The following is a 23,501-nucleotide window of genomic DNA, read 5'->3' as shown; positions in this document are numbered from 1 at the left end:
ACAAATAGCCAATCGAACAATGACCATATGGACTGGTATTTATATAAAATCAGGCATTTAGTTGAAAATATGTTTTGTAGATTAAAGCAATTTAGAGGAATAGCTACTCGATATGACAAGCTCAAAATAAATTATCAAAGTTCTGTTGCCTTAGCCTGTATATTTTTATGGCTACCGTTATAGGGTTAATTATGAACAGTAAGTGTCAACAGACCCTAATCAATCCTTTTCTAGAAAAGTTAACTCTCCCTCATCTGAGGTGATTTTAATTTTGACTTTACGATAACTACGTTTATCTGGGTTTAATGCCGACTCTGAAACATGATGGGCGAATTTTTCATCGCCCATTAAATGCGCAAATAATTTATAGCCGATACGCATTTTCTTAATTTTTTTCTTCTTTTTCTCAAACTCATCGAGTTGTTTATCTAAGTGTTTTAAATCTAAATACTGTTGTTCAGCCATTACTAGCTCCCTAATTTAAAAAATTTACCACTCAATTTCTATGCTTATACAGACAAACAAATACAGAAATATGTCAAAAAAATTGTTTTTTGTGAACACTACAGTTACTTTTTACAACTGCCCCATCTCACCTATTTATATGCAACACCTGCACAGTCCTTATCTGTTTAGCCTAACACAATTTGGCGAATAATCAGACAGCATTTTGAGTTATGCCTCAAGCATGTTTAAATGAGCCAGTTTTATTTGCCTTTTGGCAATTGCTTTATGGTTTAGGATATCTAAATGCACAAAAATATCATCATGTTTGACATGGACGGAACGCTGTTAGATCTCGCTTATGATGATTTTATTTGGAATGAACAACTGCCTATTCGCTATGCAGAATTACACGCTTGCTCTTTAGAACGCAGCAAAGAAATTTTATACGATTTTTATCAAGCGCATAGCCATACCTTAGAGTGGTATTCCTCTCGTTTTTGGACGGCCAAAGTGGGTGTAGATATGCTTACTCTGCAACTTGAATATAAAGACCAAGTCATGCTGCGTCCACAAGCTATCGAGTTACTGGAATATTTAAAAAATAATGGCTATCACATTTGGCTCACCACCAATGCCGATTGTGCAGGTTTAGACTTTAAATTAGCACATACAGGTTTAGCAAAGTATTTTGAAGTGATTGTTAGTTCTGAAAGTATTGGTTATGCCAAAGAGCGCGTTGAATTTTGGCAAACATTGCAACAACAACATGCATTTAATCCTGAAGATTGCTATTTTATAGATGACACCGAAAAGGTGCTTAATGGTGCTAAAGCCTTTGGGATTGGACACTTATATAGTATTGCCCAGCCATCCTCAGCAAAACCTACGCGTCAGACTTGTAATTACCCTATGTTGCACCAATTAACAGATTTAATTCCTGTCTTAGAACAATTTGAGGACACTCAAAAATATGCCTAAAACTTCGTCCCACGAAGCCATTGAAACGATCCGAATTGATAAATGGCTATGGGCTGCACGTTTTTTCAAGACCCGCTCTATTGCAAAAGCTGCCATTGAAGGCGGCAAAGTACATCACAATGGCGAGCGCGTTAAAGTTTCCAAAGAAATTCGTGTGGGAACTGAGCTGACCATTCAACAAGGTTTTGATAAGAAAACCGTATTGGTCAAGGCATTATCCGGCGTACGCGGCCCTGCCCCTGTCGCTCAGCAACTTTATGAAGAAACTGAAGTGAGTATTGCACGCAGGGAATTGATTGCGACCCAAAGAAAGTTGCATAATCTAGCACGACCTGATCATCGACCAAGTAAAAAAGACCGTCGTGACATCAGCAAATTTAAACAAGAGAATGATCAGCAATTTGACCAATTTTGGTCATATAATGATGATTAAATAGAGCGTCACAGGCTGTCGCACAGCCCGTGATATAAATAGAACTACAGGACAAATTCTGTCACTATATTGCATGTGGAAAAGATTTAAGTAAATGCATCCACTTGAGTATATTGTTTCGTGACATCGTATTGAGGTTGTAAGATGGATGAGAATAAAAGCAAGGCGTTAAACGCTGCGTTAAGCCAGATTGAAAAACAATTTGGTAAGAACACAGTCATGCGTCTTGGTGACAACACTGTGCAAGCGGTAGAAGCCGTATCTACAGGCTCATTGACCCTAGATATTGCATTGGGTATTGGTGGCTTACCTAAAGGTCGTATCATTGAAATTTACGGCCCTGAATCATCAGGTAAAACGACTATGACCTTGCAAGCCATTGCAGAATGTCAAAAAGCTGGTGGAACTTGTGCCTTTATTGATGCCGAACACGCGCTTGATCCTCAATATGCACGTAAACTTGGTGTAGATATTGACAATCTTTTAGTATCGCAACCAGACAACGGTGAACAAGCCCTTGAAATTGCCGATATGTTGGTACGTTCTGGTGCAATTGACATGATTGTAGTCGACTCCGTGGCTGCCTTAACCCCTCGCGCCGAGATTGAGGGTGAAATGGGTGATTCACACATGGGCTTACAAGCGCGCTTAATGAGCCAAGCCTTGCGTAAAATCACAGGTAATGCCAAACGTTCGAACTGTATGGTGATCTTCATTAACCAAATTCGTATGAAAATTGGTGTAATGTTTGGTAGCCCAGAAACCACAACTGGCGGTAACGCATTGAAGTTCTATGCTTCTGTTCGTTTAGATATTCGCCGTGTAGGTCAAGTGAAAGAAGGTGACGAGATTATTGGTTCTGAAACCAAAGTCAAAGTTGTGAAAAACAAAATGGCACCTCCATTTAAAGAAGCATTGTTCCAAATTCTTTACGGTAAAGGTGTTAACCATTTGGGCGAGCTGGTCGATTTAGCTGTTCAACAAAATATCGTGCAAAAAGCTGGTGCTTGGTATTCTTATCAAGGCGATAAAATTGGTCAAGGTAAAAACAACACCATTCGCCATCTTGAAGAACATCCAGAGCTTGCTAAAGGCATCGAAGCGATTATTCGTGAACAACTACTCACGACAGGTCAAGCTGCACCTGTAGAAGATAAAGACGAAGAAGAATTCGACTTACTTGATGTTTAAAGCATGCGCTAATATGAACACAACAAACTGAATTAAATAGAACGCTCTACGGAGCGTTTTATTGTATATGGAAGCATTACCATGCCTGAAGACAAATTCCCCAAACTGATTGATTACGCTGCGCTAAAACAACAATTTGGCGAAGATGAGCAATCATGTAGCCGAACTGAGCAGATATATTCCGAAACAACGTCTGCCCTGCATTTTGCCTCAAATTCTGCGCCTAACATTAATAAACAATACCCTGCTCATACGGAAGCCATTGATGATCAAGAACACAATCACAATGAAGACCAAGACGAACAGCAAAACAAACGCCCAGGACTAACAGGTTCTCGTCTACGCAGCTACGCCTTTGCTGTCTTAACGCGTAAAGAATATTCTAAAAATGACTTAATTGAAAAACTGGCTTTATATGCAGAAAACCGTGATGAAGTGATTGAGTTAGTCAATGAATTGGCACGTGAAAATTATCAGAGTGATCAACGCCTAGCAGAAATGTTACTGGCTAGCCAAAAGCGGCAAGGTAAAGGGCCAAATCGTATTAAAATGGCTCTTAAAAACAAAAAAGTGGATAGCAGTTTAATTTCAGAAGAACTTAAAGAAACTGATTGGGCAGAACAAGCCTATCAACTGAAAGTGAAAAAATTCGGCACAGAAGTCGCAAACGAGCCAAAACTTAAAGCCAAACAAATTCGTTTTTTACAGTATCGGGGCTTTGATATGGATGCGATTATGAAAGCAATTCGTAGGAAAGAGCAGGATTTTTAAAATAGTGGATATAAGATCAAAATAAGTAGAAGATAAATAGAATTAATATTTCAAAACTGGTGGCAACCCTACCAGCAAGCCTTCGGCACATCATAGTTCCACTACCGCTGCTACCTTCCGGTCCTGACGGGGTTCGTAGAGTACAATTGCGAAGTAACCAGCAGGGCTACCATTGCAAAAACAGAGTATAGAGATTTTTAACAAACTTGCAAGCGTTGTTCTGTATTTCCTTTTATAATGCTATCCAATTGATTATTTTAAAAACAATTGAAGACATTTATAGAATAACGTCATTTAAAATTTAGTCTAACTAACCCATCATAAAATTATTTCGAGATTTAAATCCTAGATTTACCCATATTGCGCTGAGATTGATGATAAGTTTGTAAAAGCTTATTGCAATTCCACGCGTGGACGTTTTAAATGTGGAAAATGACCAAATCAACAGGTTGAGTCCAATATGCTTACAAGGACTCACCTACACAAGATTAAGATGGATGTTCAATTATGCTAAAAAAGCATGCACTTTGTGCTCTTGCCCTACTGTGCTCAACGCCTATATTTGCCAATATTCCAATTGAAAGCCACAATCTCAGCCAAAGCAGTGCTAGGTATGCCAATAGCCCTGCGATTGCAACGAGTAATATGGCAACTGCCAATGTACCCACCAATATCAATTGGCAGTTGATGCAAAAAAACCAGCAACTTGAAAATGACATCCGCCAGTTACGTGGCAAAATTGAAGAACAAGACAATGAAATTGCGCAGCTCAAACATGAATTGCAAAATCGCTATACCGATTTAGATCAACGTCTAGAACTGCTCCAACAAAAAATAGACCCTGAATCTACTCCTACCGCTGAGGAGGATAACCAAAAGGATACTGCACCCAGTCACCAGCAACAACCAGTTAAATAGCAATGCCCCGCAATCTGCGCAAAATACAACGCATGTGAGTCCAACAGCTCAAGGTTTAAATACCAATATTGAGCTAGAAAAAGCAGCCTATACTGTTGCATTGGATGCCTATAAACAAGGTGGTGCTAAAAAAGCCATTGCACCCATGCAAAACTTTATTAAAAACCACCCAAACAGTGTGTATATCAGCAATGCGTATTTTTGGTTAGCTGAATTTAATTTAGCAATTGAGCCAACCAATTACACCGAAGCCAAAAAGAATTTTGAAATTGTAGCAACAAAGTATCCCCAATCTGCAAAAGCATCAAGTGCCTTATATCGCTTATATAGCATAGCGCAAGATGTAGATCACAAACCTACTTTAGCAGCGCAATACAAAAGTAAAATTCTGAGCCAATATCCAAAGTCTGAAGAAGCAAGATTTTTAAAATAATCCAATAAAAAAAGACATCCGAGGATGTCTTTTAATATTCTGAAGCTTGCCGTATTCGGTAAACTCAAACCTTAACGCACAATACCACGTTCAGATTGTTCTAAAGAATCAATTAAACGCTGCGCTTCTGCCACATTTGGCAAAATATCACTGCGAATTTGCTGAATGGCTTGCTCAGTGGTTAATCCAGATTTGTAAATGAGTTTAAAGGCTTCACGAAGACCTTGAATCACATCCTTCGACCAGCCTTTACGACGCATTCCTTCCACATTCATTGCAAATGCATGTGCAGGATTACCAGAAACCATGACATACGCAGGCACATCTTTAAGAATAAGCGATGCACCACCAATCATGCTATAAGAGTCAATTTTACAGAATTGGTGAATACCAGAGTTTCCACCGACAACCACATAATCCCCAACATGCACATGACCTGCCACACCCACGTTATTGGCAAAAATATTGTGATCACCCACCATACAGTCATGTGCGATATGCGTATTGACCATAAGTAAGTTGTGACTACCAATTTTGGTCAGGCTATTGTCTTGCACCGTACCACGATGCAAACTGCAGTGTTCACGAATTTTGTTGTGATCACCAATTTCTAGCCAAGTTTCCTCACCTGCATATTTTAAGTCCTGACAGACCTCACCTACGCTGGCGAACTGGAAAATTTCATTGTGCTGACCAATACGGGTGTAACCACCAATCACCACATGCGAATGAAGTTTTGTACCCTCACCAATCGTTACATTTGGGCCAATAATACAGTATGGACCAATCGTGACATCTGAAGCGATTACTGCAGATGAGTCAATAATAGCGGTTGGGTGAATGAGTGGGTTATTGCTCATGCTTGCTCTGTTTTCTGATGCGAAACCATAATTTCCGCGGTTGCTGCGACGACGCCATCAACGGTGGCGATACAATTATATTTGTAAATGCCTCGTTTTTGCATAACTAATTCAGATTTTAATACAAGTTGATCGCCTGCAACGACTTGTTTTTTAAATCGAACTTTTTCTGCGCCTGCAAAAAGGAACAAAGAACCTGCGCTCGGTTTCTCATTATTCATGATAAAACCTAAAATACCCGACACTTGTGCCATCGCTTCAACGATTAAAACACCCGGCATGATCGGATAATTCGGGAAGTGTCCTTGCAAGAATTCTTCATTGATAGATACATTTTTATAACCCACGATACCGTTATCAGTGACTTCTACAATGCGGTCTACCAATAAAAACGGATAGCGATGGGGTAAATATTCACGAATGGTTTGAATGTGCATTGGCAATTCAGGTTTAGTGAAGGTGCTAGAATTCGACTCAGTCATCATAATTATTTACGCAATTTAAAAGTTGATTCAAGGGACTCAATTTGAGATTGCATATCATCAAGTCTTTTCACCAATTGGGTCAATGGCACATCTGCTAATTGTCTGAGGCGCACAACAGTACGTTTCCACTTTTGATTTTCAAACAAGCCTATACCTGACGAATATTTTCCTGATTCAGAAATATTATTTGTGACCATTGACATTCCTGTCAAAGTCACATTATCAGCAATATTTAAGTGCCCTGAAATTGCACTTCCACCACCAATGATACAGTTTTTGCCAATTGTCACACTTCCAGCCACGGCAGTTTTTGCTGCAATGGCCGTATGAGCACCTAATTTGACGTTATGTGCGATTTGCACAAGGTTATCAATAATGACACCATCTTCCAAAATTGTATCATTTAGTGCACCGCGATCTACGCTGCAATTCGAGCCAATACGAACGTCATTGCCAATAATCACCGAACCCAACTGTGCAATACGATGCCATTTGCCTTGATAAGGTGCAAAGCCAAAGCCTTCACTGCCAATTACAGTATTGGCGTGTATGCGCACACGATGTCCAAGCTTGGCTGCGCCTGTCAAAGTCACGTGTGAATCAATAAAACACTGTTGACCAATTTCGACAAAGTCATCAATTTTACAGTGCGATTGCACAATCGTATTGTCACCCACCACACAATTTTCACCAATTACGACGTAATGACCAATATAGGCACTATCGGCGATGATGGCTGATGGATGGATTTGGGCTGTGCTTTCTATACCACGTTGCGTATGCTTGCGCTCAAATACATGAGTCAAAATTGCAAAAGCCAAATATGGATTATCGACCACAATAAAGTTGTGATGATTGTCTAACTCGGCTTGTAGTGAAGCGGTCACAATTAAAGCCCCCGCTTGGGAGCTACGTGCTTGCGCTAAATATTTATCGCCATTCACGAATGCAAGTTGATGCGCCTGAGCAAACTCAAGGCTTGCCAAACCTTGCAAACGTAAATCGGCTTGTCCAATATATTGACCTTGAACTAAACCAGCAATTTCTTCTAAGCGATAATATTGGGATCTCATTGATTATTTAAGTGCGTTGACCTTTTGGATCATTTTATCAGTTAAATCATACTTCGGGTCATAAGCAAGTGCTGAGTTTTTATTCAAAACCACATCTAAACCATTTTCTTTACGCAATTGTTCAGCAACTTGCTTTAAACGAGTTTCAAAACCATCGTTAATTTTGTGCAATTCTGACTGAACACGGGTTTGTACCACTTGTTGCAAACCATTAAATTCTTTCAATTTCGCTTGAAACTGTGTATTCATTTTTTGCTTTTCAGTATCTGACAAATTCGTAGCCTGCTGCGCTCGCTGCTGCATGGCTTCCAACTCTTTTGTCAGCTGTTCAAGCTTAGTGGTTTGTGGTTTGACCGACTGCTGCAAAGCTAAATTTTGCTGTTTGAGATAACTGCTGCTTTCAACAACACGCTCCAAGCTCACCACACCATAACCTGCAGCATGCGCCACAGCAGCCATGCTAGACAAACCAAACAATGCCAAACTCAATATTGTTTTTTTCATATGCTACATCCTGTGTTTAAACAATCCAACACGAGTCGTACTTAGAAAGTACGACCAATTTCGAATTGAATATTTTTAGTATCATCGCCTTGTTTATCATTCAACGGATACGCATAGCTGAGTGACAATGGACCAATCATGGTAATCCAAGTAAAGCCTACACCCACGCTATAACGCATTTCACCGAAGTCGAAGCCGTAATTGTCTTTACAATATTGACGTCCTTCTGAAGTAGCCTGAACATCACACTGGGTATCAAAAACTTGTGCGCCTTCCGCAAAAATTACAGGGCGTACTTGACGTGTCCAATCACCTTTAAATGGTACAGGTAAAGCCAATTCTGTACCAAATTGTACCAAGGCATTACCGCCTACTTCTTCTGGGGATGGGTCTTTTTGTCCGCGATCATTAAAATATACACCATCGTACTTTGGACCAAGCGTGCTGTTGTCATAACCACGTACCGAACCATAACCACCTGCGTAGAAGTTTTTATAGAACGGCAAATCATTACCAAAACCTAACTTACCGTAGCCACGTAAGACAAAATCCTTGCCTAATGGCAAATAAGTCTGCGCGTCATAGGTCACTTTTTGGAATTCAACATCGCTACCTGGTAAGGCAATTTCAGCATTCACACGATGCGACATACCATTGGTTGGGAAAATCGGACGGTTCAAGGTGTTATACGACCAACCTAAGTTCAAGTTATAGGTTAAAAAATCACCTTTAAACTCAATACCTTTAGGATCAGACCAATTTGAACAAGTCCCACCTACTGGTAAATTAGCATCTAAACAATACGGCTCACTTTTGGTTGTTTTACCGCCATTCGCCAATAAATAATCTCGAACATAAGTCGAAACATAAGGACCCGTGGTCACCTCTGTCTGATCAATGTTTAAACCTGCGCTAATGCTTTGGTTTTCATCAATTGGGTAACCGAAGTTAATGCCGCCACCTAAACTGTCTGTCACATAGTTGTTTACGTTATAGTCATCGTCCAGTTTGGTTTTACGATAGTACATGTTGTAACCACGACGCACACCATCAATCGTGAAGTACGGGTCGGTCACACTCAGGTTATAGTAATCCTGAGTTTCAGAACGTGATAAATCAATCGAAACTGCGTTACCTGTACCCAAGAAGTTGGTTTGGCTTAAACCAGCTTGGAACGTCACACCACCGCTTTGCGAGAAACCTACCGCTAAAGTACTTGTACCTGAGTGCTGTTCTTCTACATTTACATTTAAGTCAATTTGGTCTGGCACATTTGGAATACGCACAGGCTTGACATCAACGGTTTTAAAGAAACCTGTACGCTCTAAACGGACTTTAGACAAATCAATTTTTTCATTGCTTGCCAATGCGCCTTCCATTTGACGCATTTCACGACGCAGTACTTCATCGGCGGTTTTACTGTTACCAGCGAAGTTAATACGACGCACTGTAACTTGCTGACCTGGGTTGATGTAGTAGTTTAAATCTACCAGTTTAGTTTCTTTGTCAATTTGCGGAACAATATTGACTTCGGCATAGTAATAGCCTGCATTACCATATTTACGCAGCAACAATTGTTTCACCGCATTCACTTTTTCTTGTGAATAGGTTTCACCATCTTTATAAATTTTCAGTGCCGTAAGTTCTTCTGGTTTGTATAAAGCATCGCCCAAGAACTTGCTTTCGCCAAACTTGAATTGCTCACCTTCATCCACCGAAACTTCAACAAAAATATGCTTTTTGTCTTCGCTCAAATTCAAGCTAGAGTTAGTGATATTGAAGTTGATATAACCTTTATTAAGATATAACGCACGTAATGCTTCCAAGCTTGCTGCCATTTTTTCGCGTGCATAGCGGTCATTACGGGTAACAATCGAACTCCAGCTACTTTCTTTAACTGCAAACGCCTGCTTAATGTCGCTTTCTTTAAATACCGTATTACCAATGATGTTGATATCTACCACTTTGGCAGCTTTGCCTTCAACAAACTCTACAGTTAAATCTACACGGTTATTTGGACGTGCTGTGGTAATGACACGTACATCCGCATCATAACGACCTTGCTGCATATACTGCTGTTCAAGTTCAGATTCTAAAGTTTGTAGTGCTGACTTTTTCAGTACTTCACCTTCAGCCACACCCATTTTCTTTAAGCCATCTTCCAATGCTTCTTTTGGAATCAGTTTATTGCCTTTAAATTCAACCTTAGAAATGATTGGGCGCTCAACCACTTTAAACACTAAAGTGTCGGCTTCACGACTGGCCTGAATGTCATCAAACAAACCTGTGGCATAGAGTGAACGAATCGCATTGGCCAACACTGCTTCATTGACACGATCACCACTATTCACTGGAATCATTCCATAGACATTGGCTGGCGTTAAACGAACAAGACCATCTATTTTTATATCTCGCGCAATAAATTCATCTGCTGCATATACTTGTTGTGTTGCCGCCATTGCACTAACCAGTGCCAAGGGCATAAATAAATGTGTGTGCTGCATGCCAGTCTTTTCCAGTGTTAAATTTATTTCGTATCTACGTTGTTATAAACGCATAATGTCATTAAATAATGCAAGGAGCATCATACTTCCAAGCAGTACCATACCAATTTTTAAACCAACTAATTGTATTTGTTCAGAAACAGGTTTTCCACGAATCAGCTCGATAAAATAATAAACTAAATGCCCGCCATCCAACATTGGAATTGGCAATAAATTTAGAATTCCTAAGCTTACGCTCATAAGTGCCATAAAGGAAATAAAAGTTTGCCACCCCATTTCCGCACTTTGTCCTGCAACTTTAGCAATGGTAATTGGGCCAGATAAGTTATCGAAACCAATTAAACCACGTACCATTTTGACAATAGAATTCAGAATCATGCTAGACAGCTGACCTGTTTTATCTACCGCCATAAATAAAGCTTCACTCGGGCTGTATTGAATGGTTTGCTTAAAATCTTCTGGAATGACAATTTTTCCAGGATCACTTTGCACACCCAATACACCCGAAACATTGCCCATATTGTCACGTTTGCCTTGCGGCATCACTTCCAGTTGCTGTACTTGATTGTTACGCAGCACATCTACTTTCAGTAATTTTTCTGGCGATGCTTGAACAACTTGTACCACATCGTACCAGTCATTCATTTTGACGCCATCAATCGCAATAATTTGATCGCCGACTTGCATACCTTGACGAATGGCCGCACCATCTTCACTTAATTTGCTGACAATTGCAGGAATTTGTGGGCGATACGGTGTAAAACCCAAGATATCTAAAGGTGATTGGGATTGATCATTTAAGAAATTTTGAATGGGTAAGCTAAATGTTTTGATTTCACCTGCGCGTTCCGCCTGTACCTGGATCTTGCCTGTTTCACCTACACGATCTACCAAGGCAAAGTTCAGCTTTTCCCATGTCGTCACAGGCGTACCATCAATGGCGGTAATCTTATCACCTACTTGCATTTGCGCTGCCGCCGCAGGTGTATCTGCCAGTACCTTACCCACACGGGTATTCAACTGTTCTTGAGAGGGTAAAAATAATAGCCAGAACAATAATATGGCAAAAATCAGGTTGATTAACGGACCTGCTGCCACAATCGCAATACGTTTCCACGGATGCTGACGATTAAAGGCATAAGGTAGGTCTGCTTCTGCAACGTTTTCTTCGCGTTCATCAAGCATTTTGACATAGCCACCCAAAGGCAGTGCCGAAAGCTGATATTGAATCCCCGATTTTTTAGACGTCCATTTTAAAATGGTTGGCCCAAAGCCTATGGAATACACCAAAACTTTGACACCTAATTTACGTGCAACAAAGTAGTGCCCAAACTCATGAATTGCAATTAAAGGTCCTAGCAAAAGAATCGCTGCAACCACAATAAATAAGGCACTCATGCTTTAGCTTCCTTTATTCAACACAAAATACTGTGCAATAGCACGAGCATTTTGGTCTGCCTGCAAAATCAGTTCAATGCTTTCTGCGGCTGAATTTTGTATTTGGTTCAAGGTATGCTCAACCACTGTCGCAATTTCAGTAAAACGAATTTTTTGCTGCAAGAATGCTGCAACTGCAATTTCATTTGCTGCATTTAAAATAGCAGGCGCCAGACCACCTTCTTGCATGGCTTGACGTGCCAGACTTAACGCAGGAAAACGTGTGGTATCGGGTGCTTGAAAATCAAGCTGATGATTGACAAACAAATCTAAAGGCGGAACATGCGTTTGGATACGCTGCGGCCATGCCAAAGCATGCGCAATTGGCGTACACATATCAGGATTACCCATTTGTGCCAAAGTTGAACCATCCACATATTGAACCATGGAATGAATAATACTCTGTGGATGCACCACCACTGTAACAAAGTGTTCTGAAATTGCAAAAAGATGACACGCTTCGATTAATTCCAAACCTTTGTTCATTAAGGTTGCAGAATCTACCGAAATTTTTTGTCCCATAGACCAATTTGGATGTTTGCAGGCTTGTGCAGGGGTAACGTGTTGCAGTTCTTCTAGGCTATGATTTAAAAATGGGCCGCCCGAAGCAGTCAGTAAAATTTGTGATACACCTAGCTGAGGTTGTCCATTTCTTTCGGTTTGTAAATAATGTTCAGGCAAACATTGAAAAATCGCGTTATGTTCAGAATCTACAGGCAATAACAAAGCACCATGTTCACGTGCCGCCTGCATCATGATGTCGCCCGACATCACCAAGGCTTCTTTATTGGCCAATAACACGCGCTTACCCGCTTTAACCGCAGCCAGTGTAGGTAATAAACCTGCCGCACCGACAATGGCTGCCATCACCACATCCACTTCAGGATGTTCGGCAACTGCGATTAAACCCGCCTCATCGCTTAAAATTTCAATCCCTGAAATGTGTTGCTGTGCAAGTAACTGCTGCAATTCATCAACTTTTGACGCAGGTACAACCACAATTTTAGGATGGTACTGTTTGCATATTTGAACCAGTTCTTGAATTCGGCTGTGTGCCGTCACGGCAAAAACTGAATACTGCTCTGGATGTTGTTGCAGTACTTTTAGGGTGCTTTGTCCAATTGAACCTGTCACACCCAAGATACAAACAGCTTGTGACATTTATAAATCTACGCCAATAAGTTTTAAAACATACATACCCGCAGCAAAAATTGGAGCTGCTGCAAGCAAAGAATCAATCCGATCTAGCACACCACCATGACCTGGCAAGACGCGCCCAGAGTCTTTAATACCTGCACGGCGTTTGATCATGGATTCAAATAAATCGCCCAATACCGAGCTAAATACCGTAATCACCGAAAGAATCAGGAATAAAATATGTTGTGCCAAAGTCAGGTCTAAATACACCACTTCAACAACAATCACGATTAGCATGGCAGTAAAAACACCGCCATATAAGCCTTCTACTGATTTGTTTGGACTGACATTCGGTGCAAGTTTTTTCTTGCCCAGTTTACGCCCAACAAAATAAGCACCTGAGTCTGCACCCCAAACCAACAAGAACAAGTACATTAACCACCACGGCGAACTATTCCATACGGAAAAAATTGCAGTGACCGCAGCAGAAATTAGAATAAAACCAATAAAACTTAAGCTTGGGTTATACCATGCATCGTATTCTGGATAAGACTTGACCCAATAAATACTGAGTAACCATGTCAAAATAGAAGCTGCCCAAAGTAACAAGGCAATATCACTAAAATAAAGTGCCATTGCTGCCAAAGCGGCAGTCAATACACCAAAGCCCCAAGCCACAGGTTTGAGGACATATTTAGTTTTTCTTGGCATGAGTTTGAACCACTCATAGCCCGCAACCCCTGCTGCAACAATCATCAGCATAAACATTGGATAGTGCGACTGAGTTGCAAACATACAACTCAACACCACAGCAACCAATACCAATGCGGTAATAATCCGCTCTAACATGTATTAATTCTCAATTTTCTCTTGTTGAATTTGCTCAGAAGTTTTACCAAAACGACGTTCGCGACCACCAAATACTGCCAGTGCATCGTCAAATTCTTCTATGCTAAATTCAGGCCACAAGGTTTGGGTAAAATACAATTCAGCATACGCAGCTTGCCAAAGTAAAAAGTTGGACAATCTAAAATCGCCACCTGTACGAATCAACAGATCGACAGGTGGTAGGTCTGCCAGACTGACATATTGACCAAAAAGTTGTGTATCTATTTGTTCAATATCAATTTTATGCGCCACAACATCTGCAGCAATTTGTTTTGCAGCTTGTGCCATATCCCACATACCACCATAACTAATGGCAATTGTGAGTGTCATGCTGTTGAAATTAGCAGTCCTTTGTTCGGCATGCAACATTAACTCACGCAAATGCGGCGACAAACGTGAACGGTCACCAATAAAACGTAAGGCAATATTGAATTTTTCCATGCGTGGTAATTGCTCATGAATTGTGGTTTCCAGCAATTGCATGAGTAAATCCACTTCAAACTGGGGACGATTCCAGTTTTCACTCGAAAAAGCAAAAACGGTTAAAGCTTGAATGTATTTTTTTCTACAATGTTCAACAATCGGGTCAAGTACATCTTTACCAGAGCGATGTCCTTCCCCTTTTTGCATTTGATTTTTTTTTGCAAAACGATTGTTGCCATCCATAATGATGGCAACATGTTTTGGCAAAGACGCGCTGTCTTCCGATGTGGTCATTGATTAGACCTTCATCAACTCAGCTTCTTTTGCAGCAAGACGTTTGTCTACTTCTGCAACGTATTTGTCTGTGATTTTTTGGATGTCATCTGCTGCACGGCGCTCATCATCTTCAGAAATTTCTTTTTCTTTCAATAATGCTTTGATGTCGCCCAATACATCACGGCGGATGTTACGAATAGCAACTTTGGCATTTTCTGCTTCAGAACGCGCAACTTTTTGCATGTCACGACGAGTTTCTTCAGTCAATGCTGCAAGCGGTACACGAATTGCATCGGCTGTGATTGGGTTTAGACCCAAATCTGACTCACGAATTGCTTTATCAATTGCAGACACCATTGAACGCTCAAATGGCTGAACCAATAAGGTACGTGAATCTTCTACACCAATGTTGGCTACTTGGTTAAGTGGCACATCGGAACCGTAGTAAGAAACCATCACACCATTTAAAATTGATGGATGTGCACGACCTGTACGTACTTTGGCAAAACCATGTTCTAAAGACTCTAAAGTCTTGCTCATACGTTCTTCGCTGTCTTTTTTAAGATCGTTAATCATAAGATCTTCCTTACTGTATTCTAAAATTTGAGTCAAAATATAGGGTTAAATTAAACCGTAGTATAAAGAGCTTTGTGGCTCACGTACATTAGTTCGTAACGTGAGTTCCTTCTTTTTCGCCCATCACTACAGAAAGCAATGCACCTGCTTTATTCATATCAAAAACTTGCAACGGCACATTGTGATCGCGGCATAAGCAGATTGCAGTTAAATCCATAACACCTAATTTTTCATCCAACACCTGGTCAAATGTAAGTGTGTCATATTTCACCGCATCTTCGTATTTGCTTGGATCTTTGTTATATACGCCATCTACTTTGGTCGCTTTTAAGATCAAGTTAGCTTCGATTTCGATACCACGTAAACATGCTGCTGTATCTGTGGTAAAGAATGGATTGCCTGTACCCGCAACGAACACACACACTTCACCTTGAGTCAGGTGACGAATCGCATCACGGCTTGAGTAAGACTCAACCACTGTACCAATAGGCAATGCAGACATTAAACGGGTTTTGATGTTACGGCGCACCAAGGCATCACGCATGGCTAAACCGTTCATCACCGTTGCCAACATACCCATTTGGTCGCCTGTTACACGGCCGACTAAACCATCTTTTTGTAATTGGCTGCCACGGTATAAGTTACCACCACCGACAACAATACCCACTTGCACACCTAAACCGACCAAGTGTGCAATTGCCAAAGACATTTGATCGAGCACTTGCGCATCAATCCCCATGTCTTTATTACCCGCAAGTGCCTCACCCGATAGTTTCAACAAGATACGTGCATAACGTGGCTTTTTTGAATCTAACATTGTCATTACTCCAATTCTAAATTCTAAACTTTAATTTTTTACAATTTGTATGGCTTACAGCTAGCAATCCAAATCTGCAAAGCATTATGCAGATTTGACCTGAATCAGCTTGGCAAATAAGTCGTATTCATCGGCATCGGTAATTTCAACTTCAAGTAAATCACCTGCTTTAATCACGCTCTTGTCAATATCTTCTACAAAGACGTTGCCATCAATTTCTGGCGCATCTGCATAAGAACGTGCCACTGCGACTGGAAATTCTTCTTCCAAATCATCTACCAACACGGTCATGGTTTGACCAATACGTTTTTGCAGTTTAGCTGCTGAAATTTCTTGCTGAACCTGCATAAAACGCTCATAGCGTTCTTGCTTGATTTCTTCTGGCACATGATCTGGCAAGTCGTTTGCAGCCGCACCTTCAACAGGTGAATAAGTAAAGCAACCAACACGGTCTAATTGCGCTTCTTTTAGCCAGTCGAGCAAAATTTGGAAATCTTCTTCTGTTTCGCCTGGAAAACCCACCACAAAGGTTGAACGAATCACCAGCTCAGGGCATTTTTCACGCCAAAGTTTTAAACGCTCCAACGTGTTTTCGCTGTGCGCAGGTCGCTTCATCAACTTTAATACTTTCGGGCTGGCATGTTGGAATGGAATATCCAAATAAGGCAAAATTTTGCCTTGTGCCATTAAATCAATTACAGCATCCACATGCGGATATGGATAGACATAGTGCAAACGCACCCAAATACCCAATTGCCCTAAGGCTTCACACATATCATAGAATTTGGTTTTAACAGGCTGACCGTTCCAAAAGTCCAATTTGTATTTGGTATCTACGCCGTAGGCAGAAGTATCTTGAGAAATTACCAATACTTCTTTTACGCCTGCACGTTTCAGTGCCGCAGCTTCTTCTAATACCGAACCCACAGGACGCGAAACTAAATCGCCACGCATACTTGGAATGATGCAGAAAGTACAGCGATGGTTACAGCCTTCTGAAATTTTAAGATAGGCATAATGTTTAGGCGTCAAACGAATGCCTTGTTCAGGTACCAAATCAATAAATGGATTATGTTTTGGTGGCTCAGGAACATATTGATGCACCGCTTCCATCACGTCCTGATAAGCAGCCGCGCCAGTCACTTTTAATACGTTGGGATGCATTTGACGAATTTTATCTTCATCTTTACCCAAGCAACCTGTCACAATGACACGGCCATTGGCATTCATGGCTTCGCCAATCGCGTCTAAGGACTCTTGTACTGCAGATTCAATAAAACCACATGTATTGACAACAACTAAGTCAGCACCTTCATAATCAGATGCGACATCATAACCTTCAGTTTTTAACTGAGTTAAAATTCGTTCGGAATCTACCAATGCCTTAGGACAACCTAAAGAAACAAAACCGACTTTGGGGGATTTCATAGAATCTGCACTCCACTAGAATGCGCGTATTGTATGACTTTTCTTTGCATAAAAATAGAGAAATAGCCGACTCTTTGCATAATGCACCAAAATACAACCATTCAGGCTGAATGATTTAAATATTGCACCATTTTAATGCATTTTTTATTTACAGTGTTTCTGTTATCCGTTATATCTTGAAAATTCAGTCCAGTTCCTGCGCATTTTTCCGATTCTTCAGTGATAAATGCACTAAAAACGAAAAGTTGGCGTGCATTTTGCTTAATTCGCCTCAATTCGATCCAAATTTGGAACATGGCTGACACATGACAATGCCCTTGCACAATATTTCATACAGGAAGCATTCACGAATGGATCAGACCCAGAGCATTGACTATCGTCTTTTGGTGGATAACCTCAGCACCGCAATTTTACTGGTTGATCGTGACCTGAATATTTTTTATTTAAACTCGTCTTGTGAAGCATTGTTTGATATCAGTTTAATTCGCGCTTCGGGGCAACCCGTTTTAAATTTGCTGCACATGCCTGATGATGAGTTCAATACGCAAGAGGCTTTCCTGAATACCATCAAAACTGGTCAACCCTACACCCGCCGTGAAGCGACCATTAATGTCAATTTTAAAGATATTCATGTCGATTACACTGCATCACAGTTAAATGCAGGCAAGCCTTATCATCCTCTTTTGCTGATTGAATTGAATCCGATTGATCGGATGCTCAAAATTTCCAAAGAAGAAAACTTTATTCAACAGCATCAAGTCGCACGTCAGCTGATTCGTGGTGTGGCACATGAAATTAAAAACCCGCTTGCAGGAATTCGTGGTGCGACACAACTGTTAGCACGAAGTTTAAATGACCCGAAATATGATGAATTTACCGACATTATTATTAGCGAGGTAGATCGTTTAAGAAACTTGGCCGATACCATGCTCGGCTCACGCCAACTACCAAGCTATGAACTGGTCAATATTCACGAACCTTTAGAACGGGTGCGCAGCCTGATCGTCAATCAAACTAAAAACAAAATAAATATTATCCGTGATTATGACCTTTCTTTACCTGAAGTCATGGCAGACCGCGATCAATTGATTCAAGTCATGCTGAATATTTGCGCCAATGCAGTACAAGCCATGACCGAACATCCCGATTTCTTTACCGAGCATCGACCTGAATTGATTTTAAGAACTCGTATTCAACGCTTGGTTACCATTAATGGTGTGCTGAATCGTTCTACCGTACGTGTTGATATTGAAGATAACGGCCCAGGCGTACCTGAAGACATTTTAGAATCCGTGTTTTATCCATTGGTGACTGGACGCGCAAACGGTACAGGACTTGGTTTGAGCATCGCACAAAATATTATGCATCAACATAACGGAATGATTGAATGCCAATCCATTCCAGGAAAAACAATATTTAGCTTATATTTACCTTGGGAGGCGAGTCATGTCGCGAAATAAAATTTGGGTGATTGATGATGACCGTGCAATGCGCTGGGTACTGGAAAAAACTTTTAGAGAAGAAGGTTTTGAAGTCACCAGTTTTGAAGAAGCACAGTCTGCACTAGATGAGTTAAACCAAGATGCACCCGATGTAATTTTGACCGACATTCGCATGCCTGGAATTGATGGTTTAACTTTTCTTGGCAAAGTCAAAGTCAGTTATCCCGACTTGCCTGTGATTATTATGACTGCGCACTCCGATTTAGAATCGGCAGTATCCAGCTATCAAACAGGTGCATTTGAATACCTACCCAAGCCTTTTGATATTGATGAAGCACTTGCTTTAGTCAATCGTGCAATTTTGCATATCACCAAACTACAACAGCAAGAATCTGCAAAATCGACAGTGCAGCCAATTCAATCGACAGAAATTATTGGTGAATCGCCTGCCATGCAGGAAGTGTTTCGTGCGATTGGTCGTTTATCGCAATCACACATTACTGTGCTCATTAATGGTGAATCAGGTACAGGCAAAGAGTTGGTGGCGCATGCACTGCATCGCCACTCACCGCGTAGCAGCAAACCATTTATTGCGCTGAATATGGCAGCCATTCCGAAAGATTTGATTGAAACCGAACTTTTTGGACATGAAAAAGGTGCATTTACAGGTGCCAATACACAACGTCAGGGACGCTTTGAACAAGCCAACGGCGGCACCTTGTTTTTAGATGAAATTGGTGATATGCCTTTTGAAACCCAAACCCGCTTATTGCGCGTCTTGGCAGATGGTGAATTTTATCGGGTTGGTGGACATATTCCTGTCAAAGTGGATGTACGGATTGTCGCAGCAACACATCAGGATTTGGAAAAACTGGTACAAGATGGACGCTTCCGTGAAGACTTATATCATCGCCTGAACGTCATTCGGATTCATATTCCTAAACTGGCGCATCGCAGTGAAGATATTCCAATGTTGGCACAGCACTTTTTGGCACGTGCAGGCAAAGAATTAGGCGTGAGTCCAAAAATATTGCGTCCTGAAACAGTCGAATATATGCAGCAATTGCCGTGGCAAGGTAACGTGCGCCAATTGGAAAACACTTGTCGCTGGCTTACCGTGATGATTACAGGACGTGAGGTCTATCCTGAAGATTTACCAACCGAACTCAAGCAAATTCCAATTGAAAAATTAGCCGAACATTCTGCGCTTCATGTGGCAGATCGGGTATCTATGCAGCATTGGGATGAATTACTTGGGCAATGGGCAGTACAAAAGTTAAAAAATGGCGAGATGAAACTTCTGGATATCGCCATTCCAATGTTTGAACGCACCTTAATTAATGCTGCACTGCAACAAACCCGTGGACGTAAACGTCATGCCGCTGAATTATTGGGTTGGGGACGTAATACTTTGACGCGAAAACTCAAAGAATTAGGAATGGACAGTGCCGATGATGAAATAGAAGAAGATATGGAGAGCTAAACGCAGAAAAAATATCTAATCCATCAAAATATAGGGAAATTCAGCTTTTGAATTTCCCTATTTTTATATCTTAGACTCTCTAAGTTAAGTGCAATTAAGCCGCGGTAAATCCAACATAGCGAGATAAACCTTGCACGCCTAAATCCGTTTTATAAATCAAATATTGCGGATAACGACTTGAAGTCAGTTCTTGCCACATATCCAACTGATCATCATGTGCATGAATTTCATCGACACTGCGTGGCATGCTTTGTTCAAATACATCTGAGGCATATTCAAAACCCAAATCCATTGCGACAAACAAAGTATGCTCGCAAGGCTGAATATATTGTTCTTCTGCCCAATCAATAACAGCATGTTGGCAATGTGGGCAAAGCAAATTTTCAGTCGCAGGCGTATTCAGTTCAATGAGTTGATATGGCATAGAGCAGCATCACCAATAGTAAAATAGATAAACATAAAATCTGTTTGCATCATAACAAGCAATTTCTATATTTTGCGCTAAGCACGGCTTATAATTATAGAAATTTTTTTAATTATACTTATGGCAACTCTAGAAAATGCAATTACACTTGCAGTACAACAACATACAGGGCAGCTAGATAAAGGCGGTCAGCCTTATATTTTGCATCCCTTACGTGTAATGTTGCAATTACAACAGCCCGATCAGCAAATTGTCGCTGTACTGCACGACATTCTTGAAGATACCCACACCACAGCACAAGACCTGCAAAATTTAGGATTTCAAACGCATATTATTCAAGCAATTCAGGCGCTCACCAAACTGCCGCATGAAACTCGTGTTCAAGCGGCTATGCGTACTGCACAAAACCCGCTTGCCTGTGCTGTAAAAATTGCAGATGTGCAAGACAACATGAATTTAACGCGGATTCCCAATCCTACAGCACGTGATTTAGCCCGTTTAGAAGAATACCGACAAGTTTTAGAGATTCTGCAAAAAGCACAGCAATAAAGCACAATTAAAGATTGACAACATGCAACGATGCCACTTTAATTTAAGTATTGTTGCATAAATGGAATTTAGTCATGCTTACAGATTTGGATGATTTTTATTGTTTTGCCCAAGTGGTCGAACATGGTGGATTTAGTGCAGCAGAACGCGCCACCGATATTCCAAAATCCAAACTTAGCCGACGCGTACACAACCTAGAAGAACGCTTAGGTGTGCGTTTAATTCAGCGCAGCTCACGTCATTTTGCGGTCACAGAAATTGGTATGAATGTGTATCGGCATGCGCAAGTAATGATGAATGCTGCCCAAGCCGCGCACGACTTGGTCGATCACCTAAGTATTCAACCGCGTGGTGTAATTAAAGTCAGCTTACCTGTTTCAATTGCACAAAATGAAATTGCCAAAATCTTGCCTGAGTTTTTGAAAGCCTACCCTGAAATTAAAGTACAGCTAATTGTCAGCAACCGTCGTGTCGATATCGTCAACGAAGGGATCGACATTGCCCTGCGTGTCCGCTCAAATTTAGATGATGATCCAAGTTTGGTGATTCGCAAATTCAGCAACATCGAACAACATCTATTTGCCAGTCAGGCTTATTTGAATGAATTTGGCGATTTGAAAAAACCTGAAGATTTAAGTCATCATAAAATTTTAAGCATGTCGGATGAGCATTTAGATCAATACATGGTTGTGCATGATCAACAACAGCAACCGAAAAAAATTAAGGTCAACCCTACAGTCATGGGTTCAGATTTAATGATGCTAGCGCAATTGGCACGACAAAATTGTGGCATTGTGTTGTTGCCTGACACGATTGTTGAAGATTATGTTGCATCGGGTGAATTGGTTCGTGTTTTACCCGACTGGCACGCACCGCATGGTATTTTCCATGCCGTCTATCCATCACGCCGTGGTTTATTACCTGCTGTACGTGTATTTATCGACTATTTGGTCGAAAAGCTAACCATTCGTTAGCACATAGGATCTTTTGATTTCAGATACGAAACAGCAAAAAAAAAGCTTATCTAAGACAGATAAGCTTTGAAAACTACAATCTAAAATAAGAAAGCTAAAACAAAGAAACTACAGCAAGTATCTTTGACTTCAATTATAGCGATTGTTCATTTTTTAACAAATAGTTTAAAACTAAAGTCTAAGATGTTTTATCTATCAGTCTTAACCTGAAAGCATTCGTGCATTAAATTTCAGGATAACTCCCCGTACCTTCTGGCCACGGCGATAACACTTCAAAGCCTGTATCAGTCACAGCAACCATGTGTTCCCATTGTGCAGAAAGTGATTTATCTGTCGTCACCACCGTCCAACCATCTTTCAGTTCTTTCACACGCGCTTTGCCCGCATTCACCATTGGCTCAATGGTAAATACCATGCCTTTTTTAAGCACCAAGCCTTGTCCAGGCTGACCATAATGCAGCACACTTGGTTGTTCGTGATACACCTGCCCAATACCATGTCCGCAATATTCACGCACAATGCTAAACCCTTCACGATGCGCCACACTTTGAATGGCATAGCCAATATCGCCCAAAGTCGCGCCCGGTTTCACCGCATGAATCCCTGCGCGCATCGCCTCATAAGTGGTATCGACCAGTTTTTTCGCTTCTGGTTTCACCTGACCCACATAGTACATACGACTGGTATCACCATAAAAACCATCTTTAATCACTGCCACATCAATATTAATAATGTCGCCATCTTTTAAAATGGTTTTGGATGATGGAATACCATGACAGACCACTTCATTGGGTGAAATACAGGTGGTTTTGGTATAACCGTGATAGCCCACATTGGCAGGAATGACTTTTAAGGTATTTACAATATAATCGTGACACAAATCATCTAAGTATTCTGTCGTGACTCTGGGTTTGACATGCTCGCCAATCATCTGCAACACCTGAGCAGCCAAACGCCCCGAAATGCGTAATTTCTCAATATCTTGCTCTGATTTAATGCTGACTTTAAGGGCGCGCATGATGAACTCCTGACCTGAAGCCTGAGATTATA

General features: G+C 40.9%; 23 protein-coding genes, 1 other RNA gene and 2 pseudogenes. 10 read left to right on the top strand and 16 right to left on the bottom strand.

Annotated features, from left to right (window positions below; translation table 11 throughout):
• A pseudogene (locus HX743_RS02675) lies at window positions 1–183 on the top strand (IS5/IS1182 family transposase); the annotation flags it as partial.
• 36 nt (window positions 184–219) lie between these two features.
• On the opposite strand, the gene HX743_RS02670 reads toward HX743_RS02675, so the two are convergent.
• Entirely contained in the window at window positions 220–465 is a 246-nt protein-coding gene (locus HX743_RS02670) for a hypothetical protein (RefSeq protein WP_004976684.1), read from the bottom strand.
• Between the two features lie 285 nt (window positions 466–750).
• Between HX743_RS02670 and HX743_RS02665 the strand changes: the two genes are divergently transcribed.
• From HX743_RS02665 to HX743_RS02650, 4 genes are all read left to right on the top strand, one after another.
• Entirely contained in the window at window positions 751–1,425 is a 675-nt protein-coding gene (locus tag HX743_RS02665; protein ID WP_178318431.1) for an HAD-IA family hydrolase, read from the top strand.
• A complete protein-coding gene (locus HX743_RS02660; protein ID WP_004976690.1) occupies window positions 1,418–1,858 on the top strand; it encodes an RNA-binding S4 domain-containing protein in 441 nt (146 codons plus the stop codon). The genes HX743_RS02665 and HX743_RS02660 overlap by 8 nt, the downstream gene beginning before the upstream one ends.
• Window positions 1,859–2,002: 144 nt before the next feature.
• Complete coding sequence (gene recA, locus HX743_RS02655; protein ID WP_004976691.1) at window positions 2,003–3,049, top strand: recombinase RecA; 1,047 nt, start codon at window positions 2,003–2,005, stop codon at window positions 3,047–3,049.
• An 81-nt stretch (window positions 3,050–3,130) separates the two neighbouring features.
• The gene (locus tag HX743_RS02650; RefSeq protein WP_004976693.1) at window positions 3,131–3,820 is read left to right on the top strand and encodes a regulatory protein RecX; all 690 of its coding nucleotides are present in this window, start codon (window positions 3,131–3,133) and stop codon (window positions 3,818–3,820) included.
• A gap of 66 nt (window positions 3,821–3,886) precedes the next feature.
• Here the strand turns inward: HX743_RS02650 and ffs are convergent.
• Window positions 3,887–3,983: signal recognition particle sRNA small type (gene ffs / locus HX743_RS02645), an RNA gene on the bottom strand.
• Between the two features lie 341 nt (window positions 3,984–4,324).
• On the opposite strand from ffs, the pseudogene HX743_RS02640 reads away from it, so the two are divergent.
• Window positions 4,325–5,171, top strand: a pseudogene (locus HX743_RS02640) (YbgF trimerization domain-containing protein).
• A gap of 71 nt (window positions 5,172–5,242) precedes the next feature.
• On the opposite strand, the gene lpxA reads toward HX743_RS02640, so the two are convergent.
• From lpxA to rimO, 12 genes are all read right to left on the bottom strand, one after another.
• Window positions 5,243–6,031 (bottom strand): acyl-ACP--UDP-N-acetylglucosamine O-acyltransferase, encoded by a 789-nt coding sequence (lpxA, locus tag HX743_RS02635; RefSeq protein WP_019836491.1) that lies wholly within the window; start codon window positions 6,029–6,031, stop codon window positions 5,243–5,245.
• On the bottom strand, window positions 6,028–6,516 hold the full coding sequence (gene fabZ, locus HX743_RS02630; protein ID WP_004976697.1) for a 3-hydroxyacyl-ACP dehydratase FabZ: 489 nt from the start codon (window positions 6,514–6,516) through the stop codon (window positions 6,028–6,030). Before fabZ ends, lpxA begins: the two co-directional genes overlap by 4 nt.
• 2 nt (window positions 6,517–6,518) lie before the next feature.
• Window positions 6,519–7,589 (bottom strand): UDP-3-O-(3-hydroxymyristoyl)glucosamine N-acyltransferase, encoded by a 1,071-nt coding sequence (gene lpxD / locus HX743_RS02625; protein WP_178318430.1) that lies wholly within the window; start codon window positions 7,587–7,589, stop codon window positions 6,519–6,521.
• A gap of 3 nt (window positions 7,590–7,592) precedes the next feature.
• On the bottom strand, window positions 7,593–8,093 hold the full coding sequence (locus tag HX743_RS02620) for an OmpH family outer membrane protein (RefSeq protein WP_178318429.1): 501 nt from the start codon (window positions 8,091–8,093) through the stop codon (window positions 7,593–7,595).
• Window positions 8,094–8,134: 41 nt separating this feature from the next.
• Window positions 8,135–10,597, bottom strand: coding sequence for an outer membrane protein assembly factor BamA (bamA, locus tag HX743_RS02615; protein WP_178318428.1), 2,463 nt, complete (start codon window positions 10,595–10,597; stop codon window positions 8,135–8,137).
• A 42-nt stretch (window positions 10,598–10,639) separates the two neighbouring features.
• A complete protein-coding gene (gene rseP / locus HX743_RS02610; RefSeq protein WP_178318427.1) occupies window positions 10,640–11,995 on the bottom strand; it encodes an RIP metalloprotease RseP in 1,356 nt (451 codons plus the stop codon).
• A 3-nt stretch (window positions 11,996–11,998) separates the two neighbouring features.
• Complete coding sequence (gene ispC / locus HX743_RS02605) at window positions 11,999–13,195, bottom strand: 1-deoxy-D-xylulose-5-phosphate reductoisomerase (RefSeq protein WP_178318426.1); 1,197 nt, start codon at window positions 13,193–13,195, stop codon at window positions 11,999–12,001.
• Window positions 13,196–14,020 (bottom strand): CDP-archaeol synthase, encoded by an 825-nt coding sequence (locus HX743_RS02600; RefSeq protein ID WP_136143951.1) that lies wholly within the window; start codon window positions 14,018–14,020, stop codon window positions 13,196–13,198.
• Between the two features lie 3 nt (window positions 14,021–14,023).
• Window positions 14,024–14,776, bottom strand: coding sequence for a polyprenyl diphosphate synthase (uppS, locus tag HX743_RS02595; protein WP_178318425.1), 753 nt, complete (start codon window positions 14,774–14,776; stop codon window positions 14,024–14,026).
• A gap of 3 nt (window positions 14,777–14,779) precedes the next feature.
• Entirely contained in the window at window positions 14,780–15,334 is a 555-nt protein-coding gene (frr, locus tag HX743_RS02590) for a ribosome recycling factor (RefSeq protein ID WP_004976711.1), read from the bottom strand.
• Between the two features lie 88 nt (window positions 15,335–15,422).
• On the bottom strand, window positions 15,423–16,151 hold the full coding sequence (gene pyrH / locus HX743_RS02585; protein ID WP_004976712.1) for a UMP kinase: 729 nt from the start codon (window positions 16,149–16,151) through the stop codon (window positions 15,423–15,425).
• 84 nt (window positions 16,152–16,235) lie between these two features.
• On the bottom strand, window positions 16,236–17,579 hold the full coding sequence (gene rimO / locus HX743_RS02580) for a 30S ribosomal protein S12 methylthiotransferase RimO (protein ID WP_096901422.1): 1,344 nt from the start codon (window positions 17,577–17,579) through the stop codon (window positions 16,236–16,238).
• A 350-nt stretch (window positions 17,580–17,929) separates the two neighbouring features.
• Between rimO and glnL the strand changes: the two genes are divergently transcribed.
• Together glnL and glnG are read left to right on the top strand one after the other, a co-directional pair.
• Window positions 17,930–19,039: a nitrogen regulation protein NR(II) gene (gene glnL, locus HX743_RS02575; RefSeq protein ID WP_004976718.1), complete on the top strand. Its 1,110-nt coding sequence runs from the start codon at window positions 17,930–17,932 to the stop codon at window positions 19,037–19,039.
• A complete protein-coding gene (gene glnG, locus HX743_RS02570; protein ID WP_096901419.1) occupies window positions 19,026–20,504 on the top strand; it encodes a nitrogen regulation protein NR(I) in 1,479 nt (492 codons plus the stop codon). The genes glnL and glnG overlap by 14 nt, the downstream gene beginning before the upstream one ends.
• Before the next feature lie 94 nt (window positions 20,505–20,598).
• On the opposite strand, the gene HX743_RS02565 is transcribed toward glnG, so the two are convergent.
• Window positions 20,599–20,928, bottom strand: a complete 330-nt coding sequence (locus tag HX743_RS02565; protein ID WP_004976724.1) for a hypothetical protein — start codon at window positions 20,926–20,928, stop codon at window positions 20,599–20,601.
• 120 nt (window positions 20,929–21,048) lie between these two features.
• Here HX743_RS02565 and HX743_RS02560 point away from each other — a divergent pair, with 120 nt between their 5' ends.
• Together HX743_RS02560 and HX743_RS02555 are read left to right on the top strand one after the other, a co-directional pair.
• Window positions 21,049–21,477: an HD domain-containing protein gene (locus HX743_RS02560; protein ID WP_004976725.1), complete on the top strand. Its 429-nt coding sequence runs from the start codon at window positions 21,049–21,051 to the stop codon at window positions 21,475–21,477.
• A gap of 74 nt (window positions 21,478–21,551) precedes the next feature.
• Window positions 21,552–22,451: a LysR substrate-binding domain-containing protein gene (locus HX743_RS02555; protein WP_004976726.1), complete on the top strand. Its 900-nt coding sequence runs from the start codon at window positions 21,552–21,554 to the stop codon at window positions 22,449–22,451.
• A 223-nt stretch (window positions 22,452–22,674) separates the two neighbouring features.
• Here HX743_RS02555 and map read toward each other — a convergent pair whose 3' ends face one another.
• Window positions 22,675–23,469, bottom strand: coding sequence for a type I methionyl aminopeptidase (gene map / locus HX743_RS02550; RefSeq protein WP_178318424.1), 795 nt, complete (start codon window positions 23,467–23,469; stop codon window positions 22,675–22,677).
• Window positions 23,470–23,501 lie beyond the last annotated feature (32 nt).

It is taken from the genome of Acinetobacter sp. Swhac1 (genome assembly GCF_013390985.1).
Classification (GTDB): domain Bacteria; phylum Pseudomonadota; class Gammaproteobacteria; order Pseudomonadales; family Moraxellaceae; genus Acinetobacter; species Acinetobacter towneri.
This window is presented reverse-complemented; position numbering and strand designations above follow the sequence as displayed.

Bases quoted from the DNA above. Each gene is read 5' to 3' on its own strand.
- bamA (WP_178318428.1), bottom strand. From the start codon at position 10,597: ATGCAGCACACACATTTATTTATGCCCTTGGCACTGGTTAGTGCAATG.
- HX743_RS02650 (WP_004976693.1), top strand. From the start codon at position 3,131: ATGCCTGAAGACAAATTCCCCAAACTGATTGATTACGCTGCGCTAAAA.
- ispC (WP_178318426.1), bottom strand. From the start codon at position 13,195: ATGTCACAAGCTGTTTGTATCTTGGGTGTGACAGGTTCAATTGGACAA.
- HX743_RS02620 (WP_178318429.1), bottom strand. From the start codon at position 8,093: ATGAAAAAAACAATATTGAGTTTGGCATTGTTTGGTTTGTCTAGCATG.
- uppS (WP_178318425.1), bottom strand. From the start codon at position 14,776: ATGACCACATCGGAAGACAGCGCGTCTTTGCCAAAACATGTTGCCATC.
- HX743_RS02670 (WP_004976684.1), bottom strand. From the start codon at position 465: ATGGCTGAACAACAGTATTTAGATTTAAAACACTTAGATAAACAACTC.
- HX743_RS02665 (WP_178318431.1), top strand. From the start codon at position 751: ATGCACAAAAATATCATCATGTTTGACATGGACGGAACGCTGTTAGAT.
- glnL (WP_004976718.1), top strand. From the start codon at position 17,930: ATGGATCAGACCCAGAGCATTGACTATCGTCTTTTGGTGGATAACCTC.
- lpxA (WP_019836491.1), bottom strand. From the start codon at position 6,031: ATGAGCAATAACCCACTCATTCACCCAACCGCTATTATTGACTCATCT.
- recA (WP_004976691.1), top strand. From the start codon at position 2,003: ATGGATGAGAATAAAAGCAAGGCGTTAAACGCTGCGTTAAGCCAGATT.
- map (WP_178318424.1), bottom strand. From the start codon at position 23,469: ATGCGCGCCCTTAAAGTCAGCATTAAATCAGAGCAAGATATTGAGAAA.
- lpxD (WP_178318430.1), bottom strand. From the start codon at position 7,589: ATGAGATCCCAATATTATCGCTTAGAAGAAATTGCTGGTTTAGTTCAA.
- rseP (WP_178318427.1), bottom strand. From the start codon at position 11,995: ATGAGTGCCTTATTTATTGTGGTTGCAGCGATTCTTTTGCTAGGACCT.
- HX743_RS02660 (WP_004976690.1), top strand. From the start codon at position 1,418: ATGCCTAAAACTTCGTCCCACGAAGCCATTGAAACGATCCGAATTGAT.
- HX743_RS02565 (WP_004976724.1), bottom strand. From the start codon at position 20,928: ATGCCATATCAACTCATTGAACTGAATACGCCTGCGACTGAAAATTTG.
- HX743_RS02555 (WP_004976726.1), top strand. From the start codon at position 21,552: ATGCTTACAGATTTGGATGATTTTTATTGTTTTGCCCAAGTGGTCGAA.
- frr (WP_004976711.1), bottom strand. From the start codon at position 15,334: ATGATTAACGATCTTAAAAAAGACAGCGAAGAACGTATGAGCAAGACT.
- rimO (WP_096901422.1), bottom strand. From the start codon at position 17,579: ATGAAATCCCCCAAAGTCGGTTTTGTTTCTTTAGGTTGTCCTAAGGCA.
- pyrH (WP_004976712.1), bottom strand. From the start codon at position 16,151: ATGTTAGATTCAAAAAAGCCACGTTATGCACGTATCTTGTTGAAACTA.
- fabZ (WP_004976697.1), bottom strand. From the start codon at position 6,516: ATGATGACTGAGTCGAATTCTAGCACCTTCACTAAACCTGAATTGCCA.
- HX743_RS02560 (WP_004976725.1), top strand. From the start codon at position 21,049: ATGGCAACTCTAGAAAATGCAATTACACTTGCAGTACAACAACATACA.
- HX743_RS02600 (WP_136143951.1), bottom strand. From the start codon at position 14,020: ATGTTAGAGCGGATTATTACCGCATTGGTATTGGTTGCTGTGGTGTTG.
- glnG (WP_096901419.1), top strand. From the start codon at position 19,026: ATGTCGCGAAATAAAATTTGGGTGATTGATGATGACCGTGCAATGCGC.